Source organism: Stenotrophomonas sp. IS26 (assembly GCF_054188265.1).
In genome coordinates this window covers 102,558-121,952 of record NZ_JBSZJV010000004.1, presented here as the reverse complement: position 1 = coordinate 121,952, position 19,395 = coordinate 102,558, and the positions used below count along the sequence as shown (strand labels likewise).

The window sequence follows — 19,395 nt, the reverse complement described above, 5'->3', positions numbered from 1 at the left end:
AAATCAGAACGACCAGCTCAGGGTGAATCCGGTGACCGTGTACGCATTCTGGAAGCCAGACGGCTTGTTCAACGGGGCGCCGACGAAGCCGTCCCAATACAGGCCGCGATAGGACCCGCGCAGGCCGATCACCGTGCCTGCGAGGTCATTGCCCAGCTGCCATTGCGTGGCGCTGCCGCCGACATGGCCGTAATCGGCGCCGACGTAGAACTCCTGCCCACCGCCGAGTGCCAGGCCGATGTCGTTGCGGATGAGCCAACCGCGTTCGCCCATCAGCGACATCTCGCCATCGAAGCCGCGCACGGTGTAGCGGCCACCGATCGCGAAGCGGTCCTGCGGCACCAGCCCGCCACGGTTCCACTGCGCGCGCCAGCTGCCGGTGTAACGCAGGCGCTGCTGGCCCAGCTGGAACGGGACGCTCAGCTGGGCGTCGGCGAAGTAGATCTTCGGGTGCGAGGTGGCTTCACCGAACAGTTCCTCGGGCGCTGCGATCGAGCCGAATGCCCCGGTGCCGCGGCGGAAGCCGACGGTGCCATCCAGCGTGGCCTGGCCGATGAAATGCCGGTGGTTCAGGCCGAGTTCCCAGCCTCCCATGCGCCGGCGCTGCACCAGGATTTCGGTGTCGTCGATGAAGTTGCGCGAGTCGCGCTCCCACGCGCGCAGGTACATGCTGGTCTTGCTGCTCGCGTTGCGGAACAGCAGGCGCGTTGCCCGTACTTCGGCGTTGTAGCTTTCGCCGCTGTACAGATACGACTGCTGGTTGCCGGCCACGGTCTGCTCGTATTCGTAGCCGCTGCGCGTGGCGCCGAACAGCCAGTAGCCGACAGGCACGGAGTAGTGGAAGGTGAAGCCCTTGGTGCCGCGCTTGCCGCCGCTGAACACGTCATGGTTGAGGTTGACGTAGAACAGGTCGTTCTGGCGCAGTGCGTGGTCCAGCGACATCGTCGCACCGGCCTGGGTCTTGCCGGTGGCCTTGCTGCCGGAATCGTCCAGGCTCAGGTTGAAGCGCACCAGCCGCTGCTGCGACCACTGCACGACCAGGTCGCTCTGCCCGGGCGCGGCATCGGCGCCTTCGGCCGGGCTGATCTGGATGTCGGCCTCGGCGGTCGGTACCCGTTTGAAGTTCTCCAGTCCCTGTTCGATATCGCGCAGGTTGAGCAGGTCGCCACTGCGCGCGGGGATCGCATTCCACAAGGTGGCGTCGCGATGGGTGCCCTCGGCGAACCGGATCTGGCGCAGCGTGCCGGGTACGACGGTCAACTCCAGCGTGCCGGTGGTCAGGTCCTGCGGTTGGGCCAACACGCGTGTGGTGACAAAGCCGCGTTCCACGATGGCGTTCTGCACGCGCGACATCACCACGTTGATCCCGGTGGTGCCCAGGCAACGGCCAAGCGCCGGGTCGCCTTTGACGTTGGCCGCAGCCAGCGCCCACTGGAATCGCTCGGCCTGCTCACCGCCCAAGGTGATGCGTTCGATCACGAAACAGGGGGCCTCATCGGTGGGCAGCCGCTCCGGGGCCGCTACCGGTGCTTCCTGCAGGCGCGCATCGGGCCGGGTTTCAAGCTGCTCGCGCAGCGCGCGTTCGCGCTCCTGCTGGCGGAGCAGTTCCTGATCCGGGGCAGGCAGCTGCTGGGCGTGCACGGGCGTGCAGATCAGGGCGAGCGCGGCCGCCAGCGGGGCCAGCAGCCATGCGCGCGGAGAAGCGCCGTGAGTACCGGCACGAGCCGGGGTGGGGAATACGGTGTTTGGCATGCAGGATCTCGAACGTGGGCTGGCACGAACCATCGTTCGCTATAGACCGCCCCTATGGAGGCCCGCCAATTTAAGAGCTATTCGCGACATGAAAACCGTCAAAAACCCCACTCACTCGGTAGGACAATCACCCGTCGGCATGTAGGTATTTTCCTAAATAGTCATTTTTTTGACGTAGCTCACATGGAAGGAGATCGCGCGACCCTTGTTGTGAAGACGTTTTCACACGTAGCGCCTGCCGAGGGCCTCGATGAGGGACCTGTCGGGATCGAACCCGTACAATGGCCGGTCCTGGCCCCGCCTTCGGCGGCGGCCCAGTCCCCTACCCCGCAGATGCCGGCCGCTGGCCGGTCTCTGCCGTTGCACCCGCGTGCCTGAGGCCGCGGTGCGCCACCTGTCAGGAACCATGCTGATGACTCACCCCACTTCACCGTCCCAGTCCCTGCTGCACGGACGCCTGCTGGCCTTTGCCGCCATCCTGCTGGCGGCCTTGAACCTGCGCACCGCGGTCACCTCGCTGACCCCGCTGTTGGATGTGCTCGGCCAGACCTTCGGCTTCGGCACCACCATGACCGGCGTGCTCGGCATGCTGCCGACGGCCGCCTTCGCGCTGTTCGGCGTGACCACCCCGGCAGTGGCGCGCCGCCTGGGCCTGGAGCGCACCGCCTTGCTGGCGATGAGCCTGGCCACCGTGGGCCTGCTGCTGCGCTCGATGGCCGGCGGCGTGGGCAGCCTGCTGTTCGGCTCGGTGGTGGCGCTGGCCGGCATGGGGATCGGCAACGTGGTCGTACCGCCGCTGGTGAAGCGTTACTTCGCCAACCGCGTGGGCACCATGAGCACGCTCTACATCACCGTGCTGCAGATCGGCACGATGATGCCGGCCCTGCTGGCGGTACCCGTCGCGCAGCAGGCGGGCTGGCGCGTATCGCTGGGCATCTGGGCGCTGATGTCGCTGGCTGCGGCACTGCCGTGGCTGATGCTCTCCCGCGCCCGTCCGCACCCGGACACGATCAGCGCCGCCAACGATCCCTCCAGCGCGCCGCACGGCAAGGTCTGGAAGACCCCGCTGGCGTGGGGCATGACCCTGATGTTCGGCATGACCTCGTTGATGACCTATTCGATGTTCACCTGGCTGCCACGGATCGTGGTCGAGGCCGGTGCAACACCGGCATTCGGCGGCATCATGGTGGCGATCTTCGCGGCCTGCGGCCTGCTGCCATCGCTGACCATGCCGGCCCTGGCCGTGCGCCTGCGCAATCCTTTCGGGCTGGTGCTGATCGGCTTCAGCGCGTTTCTGATCGCCTTCGCCGGCCTGTTGTTCGCCCCGATGAAGGCCCCGTGGCTGTGGGCGGTGCTGCTCGGCATCGGGCCGTCCACGTTCCCGTTGGCGTTGACCCTGATCAACCTGCGCACCCGCACCCCCGCCGGTTCGGCCGCGTTGTCCGGCTTCATGCAGGGCGTGGGCTATGCCTTCAGCTGCCTGGGGCCGTTCCTGTTCGGCTGGCTGCACGCGGTCAGCGGTGGCTGGCACCTGCCGTTCGGCTTCCTGGTGCTGTGCGCGGTGGTGCTGTTGTGCGCCTCGTGGGTCGCCTGCAAACCGCAGAAGCTCGAAGACCAGTGGTAAGCGCCCCGGCGCGTCCATCTACACGCGCTGTGCGCAACTGCTGACGTAGCGTGTCGCTAACTGACCCGGTGGGCTGCACCGGGCAGTGTTCGGAGCCTCTGGCGTCGCCAGCCGGCTGAACAGCTTCATGGCGATGGAGTGCGCTGTCCATGTTGGCGACATGGTCTGAATCCGTAGCAATTCAATGGCTTGCCTTTCCCCTCCGGGTTCCACCCGGGGGCTGATCGGCCGTACCCGGCCATTAACGATTTGGCAACAACTGCGCAGTCAGGCACGATTGGCATGTGATGTGCGTCACACTTTTGACGCAACACACCTTTGAAAGGATGCTCCAAGGGGGGTTCCATGTACGACCATCGGCCGCTGGCGCTCAGCGTCGGCCTGGCATGCGCCGCACTCGCTTTCTCCACTCCGGCCACCGCAGCCGCCGACCCGCAGGCTGACGCGTTGGCCGAGATCGGCCACTACCGCGACCAGGCCCATTGGCTGGATGCACTGGCCGCGATCGAGCGGGCACGGGTGCAATCGCCCGACGACGCACTGCTGTATCGCCTGCAGGTGCTGACCCTGGCGGACATCGGCAACGCGCACCGCGCCTGGCAGCTGTATCTGGCGCGCCCCACCCTGTTCGATGCGGCACAGAAAGAACGGCTGGAAGGCAATTACCTGGCCAAGCTGGTGGGCTGGAGCCTGGCCTATGGCCCCAGCGAGGACACCCGCCTGGATGAAGCCGATGCCGCGCTGGTGCAGATGCAGCAGTACCTCGAACGCGATGGCACCCCCGTGCAGCAGGCCCCGCTGCGGATCCGCTATGACCGGCTGATCCTGCTCAACCGGCTGGGGCGTCATGCACAGGTGCGCGAGGAGTACCGCACGCTGCTCGCCGAGGGCCACCCGGTGCCGAACTATCTGCTGGCCGCCGTCGGCGATTCGCTGATGGCCACGCAGCATCCGGCCGAGGCGATCCCGGTGCTGGACGCCGCGCTCCAAGCCGATCCGTCACTGCCGCAGGCGCGCTCGGAACTGGCCTATGCGTATCTGGAGGACGAGCAGGCCGACACCGCGATCGCCCTGCTGAAGAAGTGGCAGGCCGATGAGCCCGCGTGGCGCTGGGCGAACGGTGCCAAGGCACCCTATGCGAACTGGCCGCGCTACGAGGCCGACCTCAACCTGGCCATGGTGCGTGCCTACAGTGGCGACCTGCCCACCGCCCAGCGCGATCTGGAGAAGATGGTCGAGATCGGCCCGGGCAACACCGGCACGCAGTCCTCGCTGGGCAACATCTACCTGATGCGTGGCTGGCCACGACGGGCGCTGGAGCGCTACAGCATGGCCAACACGCTGGACCCGCGCGACGTACCTGCGCGCCTGGGTCAGTACGACGCCTATGTACAGGTGCAGCGCGATGACCTGGCACGACCGGTCCACGACACGCTGCTTGCCGCCTACCCCAACCAGCCCTCCGTGCAACGCATGGACCGCAGCTGGCGTGCGCACCGTGGCTGGCAATGGCATGCCTACGCCGAAGGTGGGCGCAGCTCGGGCGGTGGCGGTGCATCGCCGCTGGGCAACGATGACGGCCGCTACGGCGTGGAAGTGCAGTCCCCGGTGCTGGACGACCGCTGGCGCCTGGTCGCGTTCGCCGATCGGCGCAGCGTGGATTTCCAGGACCAGACCATCGACCCGTTGCGGATCGGGGCGGGCACGCGCTACCGCTACGGCCGCGCCGATGCCGAAGCCTTCGTCAACCGCGCCAACGACCACATCGGCGATACCGGCCTCAGCGCCGGGTTCGGCTGGCAGTTCAGCGATCAATGGCATGCCGGCATCACTGCCGCACGCAATGACCCGGATGCCTCGATGCAGGCACGCGTCTCCGGCATCACGGCCGACAGCATCGCACTGGCGGCCGACTATCGCCGCGACGAGCGCACCCACTGGAGCGTGGGGGCCAGCCAGTTCCGCTACGACGACGGCAACCGTCGCGATACCGTCAGCACCGCCATCGAGCAGCGCCTGATGACCCGGCCGACGGTGTTCCTGGACGGTCTGGGCAGCGTGTATGCCAGCCGCGGCAGCCGCGATGACGTGCCCTATTTCAATCCCTCCGAGGATCACTCGGTGGAGATCGGCCTGCGCGTGGACCAGCAGTTATGGCGCCACTACGAACGCCACTTCCGGCATCGCCTGACCGTCTCCGTGGGCCAGTACTGGCAGCAGGGTTATGGCAGCGCGATCGTGCCCTCGGCCGAGTACCGCCATGAGTGGCAGCTCGGCGAAGGCCGCATTTTCGAGTACGGCATCCGCTGGTCGCGACCGGTCTATGACGGACAGCGTGAACGACACATCGGCCTGGATGCCGGCCTGCGGTGGGGAGAATGACATGCGGCACATGGACTTGAAGCGCTGGACCCGCTGGCTGTTGCTGGCCCTGCTCACCGCGGTGCTGCCGGCCCAGGCACAGCAACCACCGGCCGTACTTGATGCCGCCGACAACGGGCTGCTGGTGCTCAGCTACCACGACATCCGCGACGAGGTGGCCGCCCGCGGCGACCCGGACGCGTATGCCGTGAGCACGCAGAACTTCGCCGCGCATCTGGACTGGCTGTCCGCGCATGGGTATCACCCGGTGTCGCTGTCGCAGCTGATCACCGCCTCGCAGGGCGGCACGCCGCTGCCGCCCAAGCCGGTGCTGCTGACCTTCGATGATGGCCTGCGCAGCGTGTACAGCAAGGTCTTCCCGCTGCTGCGCGCCTACAACTATCCGGCGCTGGTCGCGGTGATCACCGACTACGTGGACATGCCGGCCGGGCGCCAGATCGACTACGGCTACCGCCCGTTCACCCGCGATGATTTCCTGACCTGGGCGCAGCTGCGCGAGATGCAGAAAAGCGGACTGATCGAACTGGCCAGCCACACCGACAACCTGCACCATGGCGTGCAGTCCAATCCGCAGGGCAACTCCACCCCGGCGGTGATCACCCGGACCTACGATCCGGCCCGCAGGACCTATGAAACCGCGGCCGACTACGAGACCCGCCTGCGCGCCGACCTGGGCCGCAGCGTGGAGCGCATCCAGCGCAATGTCGGCGTCAGCCCCAAGGCGATCGTGTGGCCGTACGCGGCCTACAACGCGCTGAGCAACGACATCGCCGAGCAGCTGGGCATGCCGGTCTCGTTCGATCTGGAAGGGCGCAGCACGCCGGTCAAGCGTGATCTGCACGGTCTGGCCCGGTTGCTGGTGACCAACAACCCGACCGTGGTGCAGCTGGCTTATGAACTGCGCCGCGATGTCGAACGCGATGGCATGCGGGCGCTGCAGATCGACCTGGATGCGGTCTACGATGCCGACCCGGTGCAACAGGGCAAGAACCTGGATGCGCTGATCGACCGGGTCAAGAAGATCGGCCCGACCCACGTGTTCCTGCAGGCCTTCGCCGATCCGGACGGCAACGGCTCGGCCGATGCGCTGTACTTCCCCAACCGCCATCTGCCGATGCGTGCGGACCTGTTCAACCGCGTGGCGTGGCAGCTCAAGACGCGCGCGGGGGTGAAGGTGTTCGCGTGGCTGCCGGTGCTGGGCTACGAGCTCAAGGATCCGGCCATCCGCAAGGCGCTGGCCATCGAGAGCCCGGAAAGCGATGGCATCTTCCGGCTGGACTTCACCCGGCCCCAGGTCCGCAAGATCATCGACGACATCTACGAAGACCTCGCGATCAACTCGTACTTCGAGGGCCTGCTCTTCCACGATGACGCCTACCTGCGCGACACCGAGCTGACCCAGCTTCCGCAGGAAGGCGATGACGGTGCACGTACCCAGGCCCTGATCGACTTCACGCTGGAGCTGCGCACCGCCGCGCAGCGCTGGCGGCCGAAGCTGGGCACCGTGCGAAACCTGTATGCCCAGCCCGTGCTGGAACCGCAGAGCGCGAGCTGGTTCGCGCAGCGTCTTGACCTCTTCAACAAGGCCTACGACCACACCGCCCTGATGGCGATGCCGTGGATGGAAGGCAGCCGCAGCCCGGAACGCTGGCTGGACCGGCTGGTGGTGGCGGTGAAGCAACACGATCCGCAGTTGTCGCAGACGATGTTCGAGCTGCAGACGCTGGACTGGCGCACCGGCAAGCCGATCCCCGGCGACCGCCTGCGCGCGCAGATCCGTCGTCTACAGGCGCAGGGCGTGCGTCATTTCGCCTGGTATCCGGATGACTTCATCGCCGGACGTCCCTCCACGTATGACGCGCGCGCGGCCATGTCGGCCCGCAGCTTCCCGTACGAGGAAAAGTGAGGTCGCCATGCATCCTCTTCTCTACACCTTGTTCCAGTTCGCCTTCTTCTACCCGATGGTGATGGCGTTCTTCTGGATGTCCGGCGGCCTGTATTACTTCTTCCGGCGCGAACGCAAGGCACGCGACCGTGATGATCCGCCGCCGATGGCCGAGTATCCGTTCGCGTCGATCCTGATCCCGTGCCACAACGAAGCGGAGAACCTGGACGACACCCTCGGTTCGGCGCTGAAGCAGAACTACCCGGACTTCGAAGTCATCGCCATCAACGATGGCAGCAGCGACGATACCGGGGCACGGCTGGATGCCCTGGCCGCCCTTCACCCACGCCTGCGCGTGGTGCATCTGGACCGCAATCTGGGCAAGGCCAATGCGCTGCGCATGGGCGCACTGGCGGCACGCTCGGAGTTCCTGGTGTGCATCGATGGCGATGCGATGCTGGAGGAGTACGCCACCCACTGGATGGTCTGGCACCTGACCTCCGGCCCGCGCGTGGGCGCGGTCACCGGCAACCCGCGCATCCGCAACCGTTCCACCCTGCTGGGCCGGCTGCAGGTGGCCGAGTTCTCCTCGATCATCGGCATGATCAAGCGCGCGCAGCGGGTGTATGGGCGCATCTTCACCATCTCCGGGGTGATCGCCGCGTTCCGCCGTACTGCCCTGCATCGGATCGGGTACTGGTCCGACGACATGGTCACCGAGGACATCGACATCAGCTGGCGCCTGCAGCTGGATCATTGGGACATCCGCTACGAGCCCAATGCGCTGTGCTTCATCCTGATGCCGGAAACGCTGAAGGGGCTGTGGCGGCAGCGCCTGCGCTGGGCCCAGGGCGGCGTGGAAGTGCTGCTGCGGCATGGCGGCTCGCTGTTCCACTGGCGCAAGCGCCGCATGTGGGGCGTGCTGCTGGAGTACATCCTCAGCGTGCTGTGGGCGTACACGATGCTGGCCATCATCGTGCTGTGGGCACTGGGCAAGTTCATGACGCTGCCGCCCGAGCTGTACATCGCCACGCTGCTGCCGCAGTGGCATGGCGTGATCCTGGCGCTGGTCTGCCTGCTGCAGTTCGCCAGCAGCCTGATCATCGACCGACGTTACGAAACGCATATTGGACGTAATTACTTCTGGGTGATCTGGTACCCGATGGCGTACTGGCTCATCAGTCTGTTCACGACCCTGGTGGCGTTCCCCAAGACGATCTTCAAGCGTCGTGGCAAGCGCGCGGTCTGGGTCAGTCCTGACCGGGGTATCCGATGAACACTGTCAAATCCACCCGCCGCTTCGACTCGCGGCTGATCCAGAAACCGCGCCAGCAGCCACGCCTGCAGCGTACTGCCTGGGGCTTTGTGACCATCGCCTTCTGGGCGTTCTACTTCTACCTGTGGGCACCGTTGGTGACGCTGATCTCTTGGCTGCTCGGCGGGCGGATGGCCTGGGCGCAGCTGTACGAACAGAAGCAGACGGTCGATCCGTTCGTGGTCATCGCGCTGCCGGTGATGCTGGTGTGCTGCGCAGCGCTGCTGATCGCCTGGGCCGAGTACAACCGCATGCGGTTTTCGGGCAAGGAGCGCCGGCTGCCGCATGACGATGTGACCCGTGAAGAGATGGCGCACGACCTGGGCGCGAGCGCTGCGGTGGCATCCCTGCTGGCCGATGGCAAGGCGGTGACCCTGCACATGGATGATCACGCGCGGCCGGTGCGGGTGACAGCGCAGGCGCTGGCCGGTTGAGGCTCGTGCCGGCCGCTGGCCGGCACGACCGATTACGTGCGTGTCTGGCCTTCGCCGCGGACGACGAAGCGCTCCACGGTGAGCGCTTCCAGTCCCATCGGGCCGTAGGCATGCAGGCGGGTGGTGGAGATGCCGATCTCCGCACCCAGGCCGAGCTCGCCACCATCGGAGAAGCGCGAGGAGGCGTTGACCATCACCACCGCTGAGCGCAACGCGTGCACGAAGCGCTCCGCCGCCGCGGCATCCTCGGTCGCGATCACTTCGGTGTGGTCCGAGCTGTACTGCTGGATATGCGCGAGGGCGTGGTCGAGGTCGTCCACCACGCGCACGGCGAGGATCAGATCCAGATACTCGGCGGCGTAATCGTCTTCGCTGGCTGCCTCTGCATCGGGCAGCCACTGGCGTGCCACCGCATCGGCGCGTAGCTGCACACCACGTTCGGCCAGCGCTTTCGCCGCCAAGGGCAGGAAGGTCGGCGCGAGGTCGGCATGGACCAGCAGCGTCTCCAGCGAGTTGCAGGCCGACGGCCGGCTGCACTTGCCATCCACCAGCAGGCGCAGCGCCAGTGCAGGATCGGCGGCGCGGTCCACGTACAGATGGCAGACGCCCTTGTAATGCTTGATCACCGGTACGCGGGCATGCTCGGCCACGAAGCGGATCAACCCTTCCCCACCGCGTGGAATCGCCAGGTCGATCAGGTCGTTGAGCTGCAGCAGCGCCAGCATGGTCTCGCGGCGCAGATCCTCGACCAGCGTCAGTGCTGCATCGGCAATGCCTGCCTCGCGCAGCGCGCGCTTGAGCGAGGCGGCAATCGCGGTGTTGGAGTGGATCGCCTCCGAGCCGCCGCGCAGGATCACGCCGTTGCCGGCCTTGATGCACAGCGCTGCCGCATCGGCGGTCACGTTGGGGCGCGCCTCGTAGATCATCGCGATGACGCCGAGCGGTACGCGCACTTTCTGAACGCGGATGCCATTGGGGCGCACATCATCGCGGGTTACCTGGCCGACCGGATCGGGCAATGCGGCGACCTCGCGCAGGGCGGCGGCGATACCGGCCAGACGCGGCGGGTTCAAGGCCAGGCGATCCAGCATCGCCGTGCCCACGCCCTTCTCCGTGGCCGCAGCAAGATCGCGGGCGTTGGCGGCGAGAATCGCATCGGTATCGGCGTCCAGCGCGGTGGCCATGGCCTCCAGCAGTTCGGCCTTGGCGGCGGAGGACAGCTGAGCGAGTTGCTGGGCAGCCTCGCGGCAGGCCAGCGCCTGGGCGCGGATGTCGGTAGTGGAGCTGGCGACCATCTCAATATCCTTGAAAAAACACGGTGGGGACGCAATCACAACAGCACCAGATCGTCACGGTGGATGACGTTGCCACCGTAGTTGTAGCCGAGCACGCTTTCGATGTCGCGCGAGTGGCGCCCGGCGACGCGGCGGATGTCGCTGGCCGAGTACTGGCTGACGCCACGGGCCAGGCAGACCTCGCCGGCCTCGGTGCGTTGCCGGATCTCGACCATGTCACCGCGGCGGAAGTCCCCCTCGGCACCGACCACGCCGCCGGGCAGCAGCGAGGCGCCCTTGCCACGCAGCGCATCGGCCGCACCGGTATCGACCAGGATCGCGCCCGGTTCCAGCGGTGCGTGCCGCAGCCAGTATTTGCGCGCGGCCACGCGGGTCTGCGCGGCATGGATGCGGGTGCCGAAGAGGCGGCCCTGGCTGAGCGCGCGCACCACCTCGGCGCTGCGCCCGTTGAACAGGCAGGTCTCGATGCCGACACGGCCGGCCTTGGCTGCGGCCTCCAGCTTGGTATGCATGCCGCCGGTGCCCGCGCCGCTGCCGGCCCCCCCGGCCATCGCCAGCACCTCGACGGTCAGCTCGGGCACATCGTGGATCGGCCGCGCCTGCGGATCACGCCGCGGGTCGGCGCTGTACAGGCCGTCGATATCGGTGGCGATGAACAGCACATCGGCGTCGATCAGCGCAGCGACGGTCGCGGCGAGATTGTCGTTGTCGCCGAGCTTGAGCTCATCCACCGAGACGGTGTCGTTCTCGTTGACCACCGGCAGCGCGCCCAGCCGCAGCAGTTCGTTGAGCGTGGCCCGGGCATTGAGGTAGCGGCGGCGGTTGCGCAGGTCGTCATGGGTCAGCAGCACCTGCGCCACCGGACGTTCGAAGAAGCGCTGCCACAGCCCGATCAGCTGCGCCTGGCCCAGCGCGGCCAGTGCCTGCCGTGCCGCCATCGCCGCCCCGGCTTCCAGCGCGCGCGGCACGATCGCCCGGCCAGCGGCGACCGCGCCGGAGGACACGATCACCACTTCACGCCCGGCCAGGACATTGGCCGAGACGAACTGGGCCAGCCCCAGTGCGTGGCGGGGCGAGAGACCGCCGCCGTCAGCGGCCAGCAGGCTGCTGCCCACTTTGAGGACGGCACGTTTCCACTGCGGAACGGCTTGTTCGGTAAACGGCGAAGGCACGGGCTGGTTCATAGGGTCGGCGCGCTCAGCGCGTGCTCCATTCGTGGATACGGGCGGTGGCACTGCCGTGCACCAGCAGCGGATCGGTGTCGACCAGCGCCTGCGCGGCGGCCAGGTCGGCGATGTCCTGCAGCACGTAGGCGCCACCGCTCTTGTCGGTGAAGCCCCCGGTCAGCAGCAGCTGCCCGCGGGCCCGCACCGCATCGAGAAAGCGCACGTGCTCGGCACCCACGTCATCGCGGAAGTCCGGCGTGCGGGTGACCATCACCAGGTAACAGGTTTTCATGTGGATCCTTTTCCCGGGCTCGCCCGGCAAGACGTTACAAAAACGGCGGCCTTGCGGCCGCCGTCGTGATTACACCAGTGCGGCCCAGCGGGCGCGCAGTTCATCCAGCCGCAGGTCGGCGGCCGCGCCGGGCGACACGCGCGCGGCCAGGCTGCCTTCGGGGGTCCGCCCCTGCCCGGCCGTATCCGCCGCCGCGGCGGCGGCCTTGTAGGCCTCGCGGAACGGCACACCGGCCACCGCCGCTTCCACGGCGACATCGGTGGCGTACATGCCCGAGTCGATCGCCGCACGCAGCTTGTCATCGCGCCATTCCAGGTTGGCCAGCAGCGCCGGCAGCAGTTCCAGCGCGGCCAGACCGCGGCCGAAGCCATGGAAGATCGCGCCCTTGCTGCTCTGCAGATCGCGGTGATAGCCCGACGGCAGCGACAGCAGCTGCTCGATCTCGGTGCGGGCCGCGGCCACGCTGGCGTGGGTGGCACGCATCAGTTCGATCACGTCCGGGTTGCGCTTGTTCGGCATGATCGAACTGCCGGTGGTGTACTGCGCGGGCAGCGCGACAAAGCCGAACTCGCCGCTGGTGAACAGCGACAGGTCCCATGCGATGCGGCGCAGATCCAGGGTGGCGCCGCCAAGCGCTTCTAGTGCGGCCAGCTCGAACTTGCCGCGCGAGAGCTGCGCGTAGATCGGCGAGATCTGCATCCGCGCGAAGCCGAGTGCCTCGGTGGTGTGCGCGCGGTCCAGCGGCAGGTTCACGCCATAACCGGCGGCTGTGCCGAGCGGATTGGCATCGACCAGGGTGAAGGTGTCGTGCGCGCGGATCGCGTTGTCGATGAAGGCTTCGGCCCAGCCGGCCCACCACATGCCCGCCGAGGACACCACGGCGCGCTGGATGTGGGTATAGCCCGGCACCGGCAGGTCTTTTTCGGCCTCGGCGCGATCCAGCGCGACCTTGGCGATCTCGCGGCTCAGCTCGGCCACGCGCAGCAGCTTGTCCTTCAGCCACAGCCGGGTCGCCACCAGGATCTGGTCGTTGCGGCTGCGCCCGGTGTGGATCTTGCGGCCGGCATCGCCGAGGCGCTCGGTCAGGCGCGCTTCGATCGCCGAGTGGCAATCCTCGAAGCGCTCATCCAGCACGAACGCGCCACTGCGGAAATCCTCGGCCAGCACGTCCAACTCGCGCTGCAGGCCGACGCGTTCGTCGTGGGCGAGGATGCCGATGTTCTCCAGGCCCTGCGCATGCGCCTTGCTGGCCGCCACGTCGTACAGGAAGAACGCGCGGTCCAGGATCACATCATCGCCGGCCAGGAAAGTCTGGATCTTGGCGTCTACCGCCACGCCGGGCTTCTGCCACAGAAGGTCTGCCATGTCTTGCTCCGTAGGCGGAATCGCTCCGCCGGGTTGTCAGGGCGCGCGCAGGGGGCCGCGCTGCGCCGTGGGAATTCAGTGCGGGATAGAGGCCAGTTCGTCCAGGCCCAGTGCCAGGTTGAGGTTCTGCATCGCCTGGGTGGCCGCGCCCTTGAGCAGGTTGTCCAGGGTCGCCACCACCACGACGCGCTTGCCGCCCGGGGCGACGTCGAAGCCGCCGATCTGCACGCCGTGCCGGCCCGCAATCTGGCTTACCCAGGGCGCTTCGTCGATCACGTCGACCAACGCTTCGTTGGCGTAGTACTTCTGGTAGAGCGCGATCACGTCCTCGCGCTTGACGACCGTGTTGAGCCACAGGTTCACGGTCATGGTGATGCCGCGGAAGTGCGGCGCCACATGCGGCATGAACTCCACCGGCACGCGCAGGTGCGCGGTGACTTCGCGCTCGTGCACATGGTTGGTCAGCGCATACGGCATCAGGTTGTCGCGCAGCAGTTCGGGATTGTTCTTGTCCGAGGGCGTGGTGCCCGCGCCGGAGTAGCCGGAAACACCAAAGCACTGCGGCGGGCCGGCCAGCTGCTGCAGCAGCGGGCTGATCGCCAGCTGCATCGCGGTGGCGTAGCAGCCCGGGTTGCTGATGTGCTTCTGGCCCAGGTAGTCGCCCCGGGTCAGCTCCGGCAGGCCGTAATACCAGCTCGGCTCGAAGCGGTGATCGGCCGACAGATCGACGGTCACCGTGTCCGGCCTGGCCGCATCCAGCGCGGTGACGAACGGCGCGGACAGGCCATTGGGCAGTGCCAGGATCACGGCGTCCATGCCCTTGGCGGCGACAGCATCCGCATCCAGGTTCTCGAACTGCAGTTCACCGTGCCAATCGCTGTGGTGGTCGCTCACGCGCTGGCCAGCCAGTTCGCGCGAGGACACGAAGCCCAGCTGCAGGCGCGGGTGGGCGGCGATCAGTTTGATCAGCTCGGCGCCGGTGTGGCCGCGGGCGCCGACGATGCCGACAGTGAAGATCTTGGTGCTCATGCGTGTGCGTCCAGGCGGTGCTGCAGGTGGCGTTTCACCCCCGGCCATTCCGCATCGATGATGGAGAAGATGACGGTATCGCGCGGGGTGCCATCCGGGTGGCGCTTGTGGTTGCGCAGCACGCCGTCCTGCTTGGCGCCCAACCGTGCGATCGCGGTGCGCGAGGTAAGGTTGAACCAGCTGGTCTCGAACACCACGCTCAGGCATTCCAGCCGCTCGAAGGCGTGGGTGAGCAGCATCAGCTTGGTCTCGGTGTTGATGCCGGTGCGCTGGGCGGCCTCGCCATACCAGGTGTAGCCGATGCTCAGGCGTGGCACCTCGGCGTCCAGATCGTAGTAGCGGGTGGTGCCGACCACTTCATCGGCCTCGTTGAGGACCGCGAACGGCAGCACCTTGCCCTCGGCCTGCGCCTGAAGCGCGGCCTGGACATAGGCGGTCATGGTCTTCGCACTCGGCACCTGGGTGTACCAGAGCTTGGACAAGGTGCCATCCCCCAGTGCACCGCGCAGGCCATCGATGTGCGCCATCTGCAGCGGCTCCAGCCGGGCGTGGGTGCCGGCCAGTGTGGGGACCTTGGTCCAATCGGCGAGATTCATGAGGTTCAGCCCTCCAGGCTGGGGGTGCGTGCGGCGCAATGCTCGACGTACGCTTTGATGCGGTCGAAGCCATCGGCGCCGAACCAGAACACTTTCCAGTGGCCCTGCTTGTAGCAGCCATCGGATTGCGCGTAATAGAAGTGATTGATCGGGTTGCCGTTGCGCGAGCGCCAGAACAGCTGTGGGGTTTCGTCCAGCATGACATTCCAGACCGCGCGGCCAAGGCCTTCGCCCTGCGCGTCATCGAGCACCGCGAACTTGTCCAGGTAGACGCCTTCGGGCTCGTCGGTAAGGATCACCGCGGTGCGGTAGTTCTCACTGACGTAGGCGCGCAGCAGCTTGGTTTTCTGGAAGTAGTCCGGCACCAGGGTACGGCCGAAGCTGGATTCGATCAGCTGCTTCAGGCGCGGCAGATCGAGCGCATCCCACGCGGTGGCGCGCAGCACCTTCTCGCCCTTGCGCACCAGCGTGCCCGAGCCCTTGTGGGTGAACAGCTCCTTGGCCAGGTCCGCCGGGCGGGTGATCGACACCGACGATTCCAGCGGCAGGCGATCGAGCAGGTCCTTGATCTGCTCGATCTTGACCCGCATGCCGCCATGGATCCACGGCTGCTGCATCAGCTGGTCGTACTCGGTGGACAGGTTGATCGAATCGATCACCTTGCCCTCTTCATCAAGCAGGCCGCCGGTGCCGGTCAGGAAGATGATCTTGTAGGGCTGCAGTTCCTGCACCAGCTCATTGGCGGCGAAATCGGCGTTGACGTTGAGGATCTGCCCGCAGCGGGTTTCGCCCAGGCTGGTGATCACCGGGATCGAGCCGGCACGCAGGCTTGCTTCGATCGGGGCCAGGTTGACCTTCTTGACCTCACCGACCAGGCCGTAGGTGTCCTGATCCAGGTACTCGGCTTCGAACACGCCGCCGGTGATCGAGGTCGCGCGTGCGCCGTTCTGCTGCAGGGCTTCGACCAGCTGCAGATTGGAGGCCTGGAACACCCGGCGCACGATCGCCAGGCCTTCGGCCGAGGTCACGCGCAGGCCGTTGACGGTCTGCTTCTCGATGCCGGCCGCCGACAGTTCGGCATCCAGCTGCGGGCCGGCGCCATGCAGCACGATCGGGGTCAGGCCGACTTCCTGCAGGAACGACAGCGAGGAGGTCAGCGCCTCCAGGTCATCGCGCAGCACCGCGCCGCCGACTTTGACCACGGCGAAGCGTTTGGCGTCCAGCTGCGAGAAACGCTTGAGGTACTGGCTGATTTCCTTCGCGCTGGCCATGCTCGAGAGCAGGCGCACGATGGTCTGACGGGTCTGGCGGTGGGGCTGGGAAGAAGGCATTTCGATATCGTCGCAGGCGGCCGGGGCCGCGATGGGAGTTCCGTCAGTGGGGGACCACGACGGCGTCATTCGATCAGGCGCCGTGCGCAATGATGCGGTGCACGGACGCGGCGTAACGCTGCAGCTGCTCCAGTGTCACGAACTCATCGGCGGTGTGGGCCTGGGCGATGTCGCCCGGGCCGTACACCAGCGTGGTGTAACCCCCGGCCGAGAACAGCGAAGCCTCGGTCCAGAAATCCACCGCGTTGCCGATCGGGATATCCAGCGCATCGGCCACGTCACGCGCGGCCAGCCGGCGGTTTTCTGCTTCGGCAATATCGCCGGCCGGGAAGCTGGGCCCACGGAAGGTCTCGGTGAACACCGCGGCCTCCGGTTCGGCGAAACCGGCAAAGGTGGCCAGCAGCGCATCGATATCCATCGACGGCAGCGGGCGGAAGCCGAAGCGCACCTCGGCGGCGGGCGCGATCATGTTGGCCTTGATGCCGCCTTCCACGCGCCCGATGTTGAAGCGCAGGCCGGTGAGCCCGCCGAAGCGCGCATGCGACAACGACTCGACATGGTCCAACGCGCGGTTGCCCCAGCGCATCGCCTGATGCAGTGCGCTGGCGGCCGCATCCTGCTTGCCCGAGGCATGCCCGGCGCGGCCCTTGAACTGCATCAGCACCGAGCTGATGCCACGGTGCGCGAGTACCGCTTCGCTCATCGTCGGCTCGGACACCAGCACCGCTTCATACGCAATGCCACGGGCGAGGAACGCGGCGATGCAACGCGGGTCGTTGGCCTCCTCGTCGCTGGAGAACAGAAACGCGGCGTCGCCATCACTGGCGTTCGCAGCCGCCACCAACGCCGCCGCGGCGCCCTTGATGTCGCACACGCCCAGTCCGATCACGCGGTCCTCGGCGCGCCGCATCACGTGCGGATCGGCCGTCCAATGCGGCGAATCCGGCACGGTATCCAGGTGCACGTTGAACAGGTACTTCGGGGTGCCACGCACCGCATACAGGCTGACTGCACCGTCGCCATGGTCGATCACCTCCACATTGAACCCGGGCAGGTTCGCACGCAGGTAATCGAAGATGCCGCCGGTGGTGATCGCACGCGGCGGATTGCGCGTGTCGAACGACACCAGGGCCTGCAGGTGGGTAAGGGTGTTTTCGAGCATGCGGGTCAGTCCTTCACTGCGGCAACGGCCGCATCCTGGTAGATCGTGGGTCGCGCAATTTCCATCAGCAGCTCCGGGCGCGCCGGAGCATCGAATCCGAAACGCGCGTACAGGCCATGCGCGTCGCGGGTGGCGAGCATGAAACGGCGCAGGCCCTGCAGCGCCGGCTGCGCCAGCAACGCCTCGATCAACGCCGTGCTGTAGCCGCGCCCCCGGTGGTCGGGCAGCACGAACACATCGGCCAGGTAGCCGAAGGTCGCACCGTCGGTGATCACCCGGGCAAAGGCCACCTGACTGCCATCGTCCAGATAGCCGCCGATGCACAAGGAGCCGTCGATCGCCCGCTGCACCGTTTCCCGTGGAATCCCTTCGCTCCAATACGCTTGGGTCGACAGATACCGGTGAATCAGCGCGACATCGAGCCGCTGTTTATCGGTGCAGACGTGCAGGTTCATGGTCTCGGTCCAGTTCAACGCCCGGCGGGTGGCGCGCACCCGCCGGACACGTCGATCAATCGATCAGCGATTCACCTGCGCATACAACGTCGAGCTCATGCCGAACAGCTTGATGAAGCCTTCGGCCTCTTCCACGCCCCAGTCGGCCGACTGTGCATAGGTGGCGCCTTTGGCGTTGAGCAGGTGCGGCGACTTCACGGCCACGGCATCCACACGGCCACCACGGGTCTCCAGCACCACTTCACCGTTGACCTTGGTCTGCGAGGACTTCAGGAAGGCCTCGATGTCGGTCTTGAGCGGGTCGTGGTAGAAGCCTTCGTACACCAGCTCCACCCACTTGCGTGCCACGTCCGGCTTGAAGCGGTTCTGCTGCTTGGTCAGCACCGCATCTTCCAGCGCACGGTGCGCGGCCAGCAGCGAGACCAGGCCCGGCGCTTCGAACACGATGCGGCCCTTCAGGCCGATCACAGTGTCACCGGTGTAGACACCACGGCCGACGCCGTACGGGGCGAACAGCTTGTTGAGCTTGGCCAGGATCTGCTCACCCGGCAGCGCCTTGCCATCCAGCTCGACCGCTTCGCCTTCGACGAACGTCAGGGTCACGGTGAGCGACTCGACCGGCCATTCGCTGCGCGGGGCGCACCAGCCGCGGGCACCCTCGCCCGGGGCTTCCCAACGGTCGATCTCGCCGCCGGACATGGTCAGGCCGAGCAGGTTCTCGTTGATGGTGTAGGCCTGCTGCTTGGCACGCACGCCGAAGCCACGCTCTTCCAGGTACTTCTGCTCATAGGCGCGGGTCTGGGTGTGTTCCTTCTGGATCTCACGGATCGGCGCGACGATCTGGTAATCGCCCAGTGCCTTCACGGCCAGATCGAAACGGACCTGGTCGTTGCCCATGCCGGTGCAGCCGTGGGCGATGATGTTGGTGCCCAGCTCGGCGGCGCGCTTGAGCGCGGCATCCACGATCAGGTAGCGATCGGAGACCAGCAGCGGGTACTGGCCCTGGTAGCCTTCGCCGGCCCACACGAACGGCTTGACGAAACCACTCCAGATCGCCGGGCCACCATCGACGGTGACGTGGCTGGTGACGCCCAGCTCGGCGGCACGCTGCTCGATGAAATCGCGCTCTTCGTCATCCACGCCGCCGGTATCGGCGAACACGGTGTGCACGTTGTAGCCGCGCTCCTGCAGGTAAGGCACGCAGAAGCTGGTGTCGAGTCCGCCGGAGAAGGCCAGGACGATGTCTTTGTTGCTCATGGGGGTCAGGTCCAATAGGGGAATGCGGTAAGAATCTGGGTTGGTGCGGGTAGAG

The 19,395-nt window shown here is 66.8% G+C and carries 16 protein-coding genes; 5 read left to right on the top strand and 11 right to left on the bottom strand.

Features of this window, described 5'->3' with window-relative positions:
* Positions 1–3: 3 nt before the first annotated feature.
* A complete protein-coding gene (locus ACW6W5_RS05820; RefSeq protein ID WP_226956635.1) occupies positions 4–1,752 on the bottom strand; it encodes a ShlB/FhaC/HecB family hemolysin secretion/activation protein in 1,749 nt (582 codons plus the stop codon).
* 412 nt (positions 1,753–2,164) lie between these two features.
* Between ACW6W5_RS05820 and ACW6W5_RS05815 the strand changes: the two genes are divergently transcribed.
* The 5 genes from ACW6W5_RS05815 to pgaD all read left to right on the top strand — a co-directional run bounded on the left by ACW6W5_RS05815 (position 2,165) and on the right by pgaD (position 9,392).
* A complete protein-coding gene (locus tag ACW6W5_RS05815; RefSeq protein ID WP_121041142.1) occupies positions 2,165–3,376 on the top strand; it encodes a CynX/NimT family MFS transporter in 1,212 nt (403 codons plus the stop codon).
* 345 nt (positions 3,377–3,721) lie between these two features.
* Positions 3,722–5,758: a poly-beta-1,6 N-acetyl-D-glucosamine export porin PgaA gene (gene pgaA / locus ACW6W5_RS05810; RefSeq protein WP_152152722.1), complete on the top strand. Its 2,037-nt coding sequence runs from the start codon at positions 3,722–3,724 to the stop codon at positions 5,756–5,758.
* Between the two features lie 10 nt (positions 5,759–5,768).
* Positions 5,769–7,664 (top strand): poly-beta-1,6-N-acetyl-D-glucosamine N-deacetylase PgaB, encoded by a 1,896-nt coding sequence (gene pgaB, locus ACW6W5_RS05805; protein ID WP_183073743.1) that lies wholly within the window; start codon positions 5,769–5,771, stop codon positions 7,662–7,664.
* Between the two features lie 7 nt (positions 7,665–7,671).
* Positions 7,672–8,919, top strand: a complete 1,248-nt coding sequence (gene pgaC, locus ACW6W5_RS05800) for a poly-beta-1,6-N-acetyl-D-glucosamine synthase (protein ID WP_121038166.1) — start codon at positions 7,672–7,674, stop codon at positions 8,917–8,919.
* Positions 8,916–9,392: a poly-beta-1,6-N-acetyl-D-glucosamine biosynthesis protein PgaD gene (pgaD, locus tag ACW6W5_RS05795; RefSeq protein WP_121038169.1), complete on the top strand. Its 477-nt coding sequence runs from the start codon at positions 8,916–8,918 to the stop codon at positions 9,390–9,392. Before pgaC ends, pgaD begins: the two co-directional genes overlap by 4 nt.
* A gap of 32 nt (positions 9,393–9,424) precedes the next feature.
* On the opposite strand, the gene ACW6W5_RS05790 is transcribed toward pgaD, so the two are convergent.
* The 10 genes from ACW6W5_RS05790 to ACW6W5_RS05745 all read right to left on the bottom strand — a co-directional run bounded on the left by ACW6W5_RS05790 (position 9,425) and on the right by ACW6W5_RS05745 (position 19,340).
* Positions 9,425–10,687 (bottom strand): glutamate-5-semialdehyde dehydrogenase, encoded by a 1,263-nt coding sequence (locus ACW6W5_RS05790; RefSeq protein ID WP_152152724.1) that lies wholly within the window; start codon positions 10,685–10,687, stop codon positions 9,425–9,427.
* Positions 10,688–10,722: 35 nt separating this feature from the next.
* Positions 10,723–11,871 (bottom strand): glutamate 5-kinase, encoded by a 1,149-nt coding sequence (proB, locus tag ACW6W5_RS05785; protein WP_152152726.1) that lies wholly within the window; start codon positions 11,869–11,871, stop codon positions 10,723–10,725.
* A gap of 13 nt (positions 11,872–11,884) precedes the next feature.
* Positions 11,885–12,145, bottom strand: coding sequence for a YciI family protein (locus ACW6W5_RS05780; protein ID WP_121038179.1), 261 nt, complete (start codon positions 12,143–12,145; stop codon positions 11,885–11,887).
* A 69-nt stretch (positions 12,146–12,214) separates the two neighbouring features.
* Positions 12,215–13,510 carry an argininosuccinate lyase gene (argH, locus tag ACW6W5_RS05775; RefSeq protein ID WP_152152728.1) on the bottom strand — a complete coding sequence of 432 codons (1,296 nt, stop codon included), beginning with the start codon at positions 13,508–13,510 and terminating at the stop codon, positions 12,215–12,217.
* 75 nt (positions 13,511–13,585) lie between these two features.
* On the bottom strand, positions 13,586–14,539 hold the full coding sequence (argC, locus tag ACW6W5_RS05770; RefSeq protein ID WP_152152730.1) for an N-acetyl-gamma-glutamyl-phosphate reductase: 954 nt from the start codon (positions 14,537–14,539) through the stop codon (positions 13,586–13,588).
* Complete coding sequence (locus ACW6W5_RS05765) at positions 14,536–15,135, bottom strand: GNAT family N-acetyltransferase (protein WP_121038188.1); 600 nt, start codon at positions 15,133–15,135, stop codon at positions 14,536–14,538. The genes argC and ACW6W5_RS05765 overlap by 4 nt, the downstream gene beginning before the upstream one ends.
* Positions 15,136–15,140: 5 nt before the next feature.
* Positions 15,141–16,466, bottom strand: coding sequence for an acetylglutamate kinase (locus ACW6W5_RS05760; RefSeq protein WP_183073675.1), 1,326 nt, complete (start codon positions 16,464–16,466; stop codon positions 15,141–15,143).
* Between the two features lie 73 nt (positions 16,467–16,539).
* Positions 16,540–17,628 carry an acetylornithine deacetylase gene (locus ACW6W5_RS05755; protein WP_428999834.1) on the bottom strand — a complete coding sequence of 363 codons (1,089 nt, stop codon included), beginning with the start codon at positions 17,626–17,628 and terminating at the stop codon, positions 16,540–16,542.
* A 5-nt stretch (positions 17,629–17,633) separates the two neighbouring features.
* A complete protein-coding gene (locus ACW6W5_RS05750) occupies positions 17,634–18,083 on the bottom strand; it encodes a GNAT family N-acetyltransferase (protein ID WP_121041150.1) in 450 nt (149 codons plus the stop codon).
* A gap of 63 nt (positions 18,084–18,146) precedes the next feature.
* Positions 18,147–19,340 carry an argininosuccinate synthase gene (locus ACW6W5_RS05745; RefSeq protein ID WP_152152732.1) on the bottom strand — a complete coding sequence of 398 codons (1,194 nt, stop codon included), beginning with the start codon at positions 19,338–19,340 and terminating at the stop codon, positions 18,147–18,149.
* Between the last annotated feature and the right edge of the window lie 55 nt (positions 19,341–19,395).

Coding starts and splice junctions, on each gene's coding strand:
- ACW6W5_RS05820 (WP_226956635.1), bottom strand. CDS start 1,752: ATGCCAAACACCGTATTCCCCACCCCGGCTCGTGCCGGTACTCACGGC.
- ACW6W5_RS05815 (WP_121041142.1), top strand. CDS start 2,165: ATGACTCACCCCACTTCACCGTCCCAGTCCCTGCTGCACGGACGCCTG.
- pgaA (WP_152152722.1), top strand. CDS start 3,722: ATGTACGACCATCGGCCGCTGGCGCTCAGCGTCGGCCTGGCATGCGCC.
- pgaB (WP_183073743.1), top strand. CDS start 5,769: ATGGACTTGAAGCGCTGGACCCGCTGGCTGTTGCTGGCCCTGCTCACC.
- pgaC (WP_121038166.1), top strand. CDS start 7,672: ATGCATCCTCTTCTCTACACCTTGTTCCAGTTCGCCTTCTTCTACCCG.
- pgaD (WP_121038169.1), top strand. CDS start 8,916: ATGAACACTGTCAAATCCACCCGCCGCTTCGACTCGCGGCTGATCCAG.
- ACW6W5_RS05790 (WP_152152724.1), bottom strand. CDS start 10,687: ATGGTCGCCAGCTCCACTACCGACATCCGCGCCCAGGCGCTGGCCTGC.
- proB (WP_152152726.1), bottom strand. CDS start 11,871: ATGAACCAGCCCGTGCCTTCGCCGTTTACCGAACAAGCCGTTCCGCAG.
- ACW6W5_RS05780 (WP_121038179.1), bottom strand. CDS start 12,145: ATGAAAACCTGTTACCTGGTGATGGTCACCCGCACGCCGGACTTCCGC.
- argH (WP_152152728.1), bottom strand. CDS start 13,510: ATGGCAGACCTTCTGTGGCAGAAGCCCGGCGTGGCGGTAGACGCCAAG.
- argC (WP_152152730.1), bottom strand. CDS start 14,539: ATGAGCACCAAGATCTTCACTGTCGGCATCGTCGGCGCCCGCGGCCAC.
- ACW6W5_RS05765 (WP_121038188.1), bottom strand. CDS start 15,135: ATGAATCTCGCCGATTGGACCAAGGTCCCCACACTGGCCGGCACCCAC.
- ACW6W5_RS05760 (WP_183073675.1), bottom strand. CDS start 16,466: ATGCCTTCTTCCCAGCCCCACCGCCAGACCCGTCAGACCATCGTGCGC.
- ACW6W5_RS05755 (WP_428999834.1), bottom strand. CDS start 17,628: ATGCTCGAAAACACCCTTACCCACCTGCAGGCCCTGGTGTCGTTCGAC.
- ACW6W5_RS05750 (WP_121041150.1), bottom strand. CDS start 18,083: ATGAACCTGCACGTCTGCACCGATAAACAGCGGCTCGATGTCGCGCTG.
- ACW6W5_RS05745 (WP_152152732.1), bottom strand. CDS start 19,340: ATGAGCAACAAAGACATCGTCCTGGCCTTCTCCGGCGGACTCGACACC.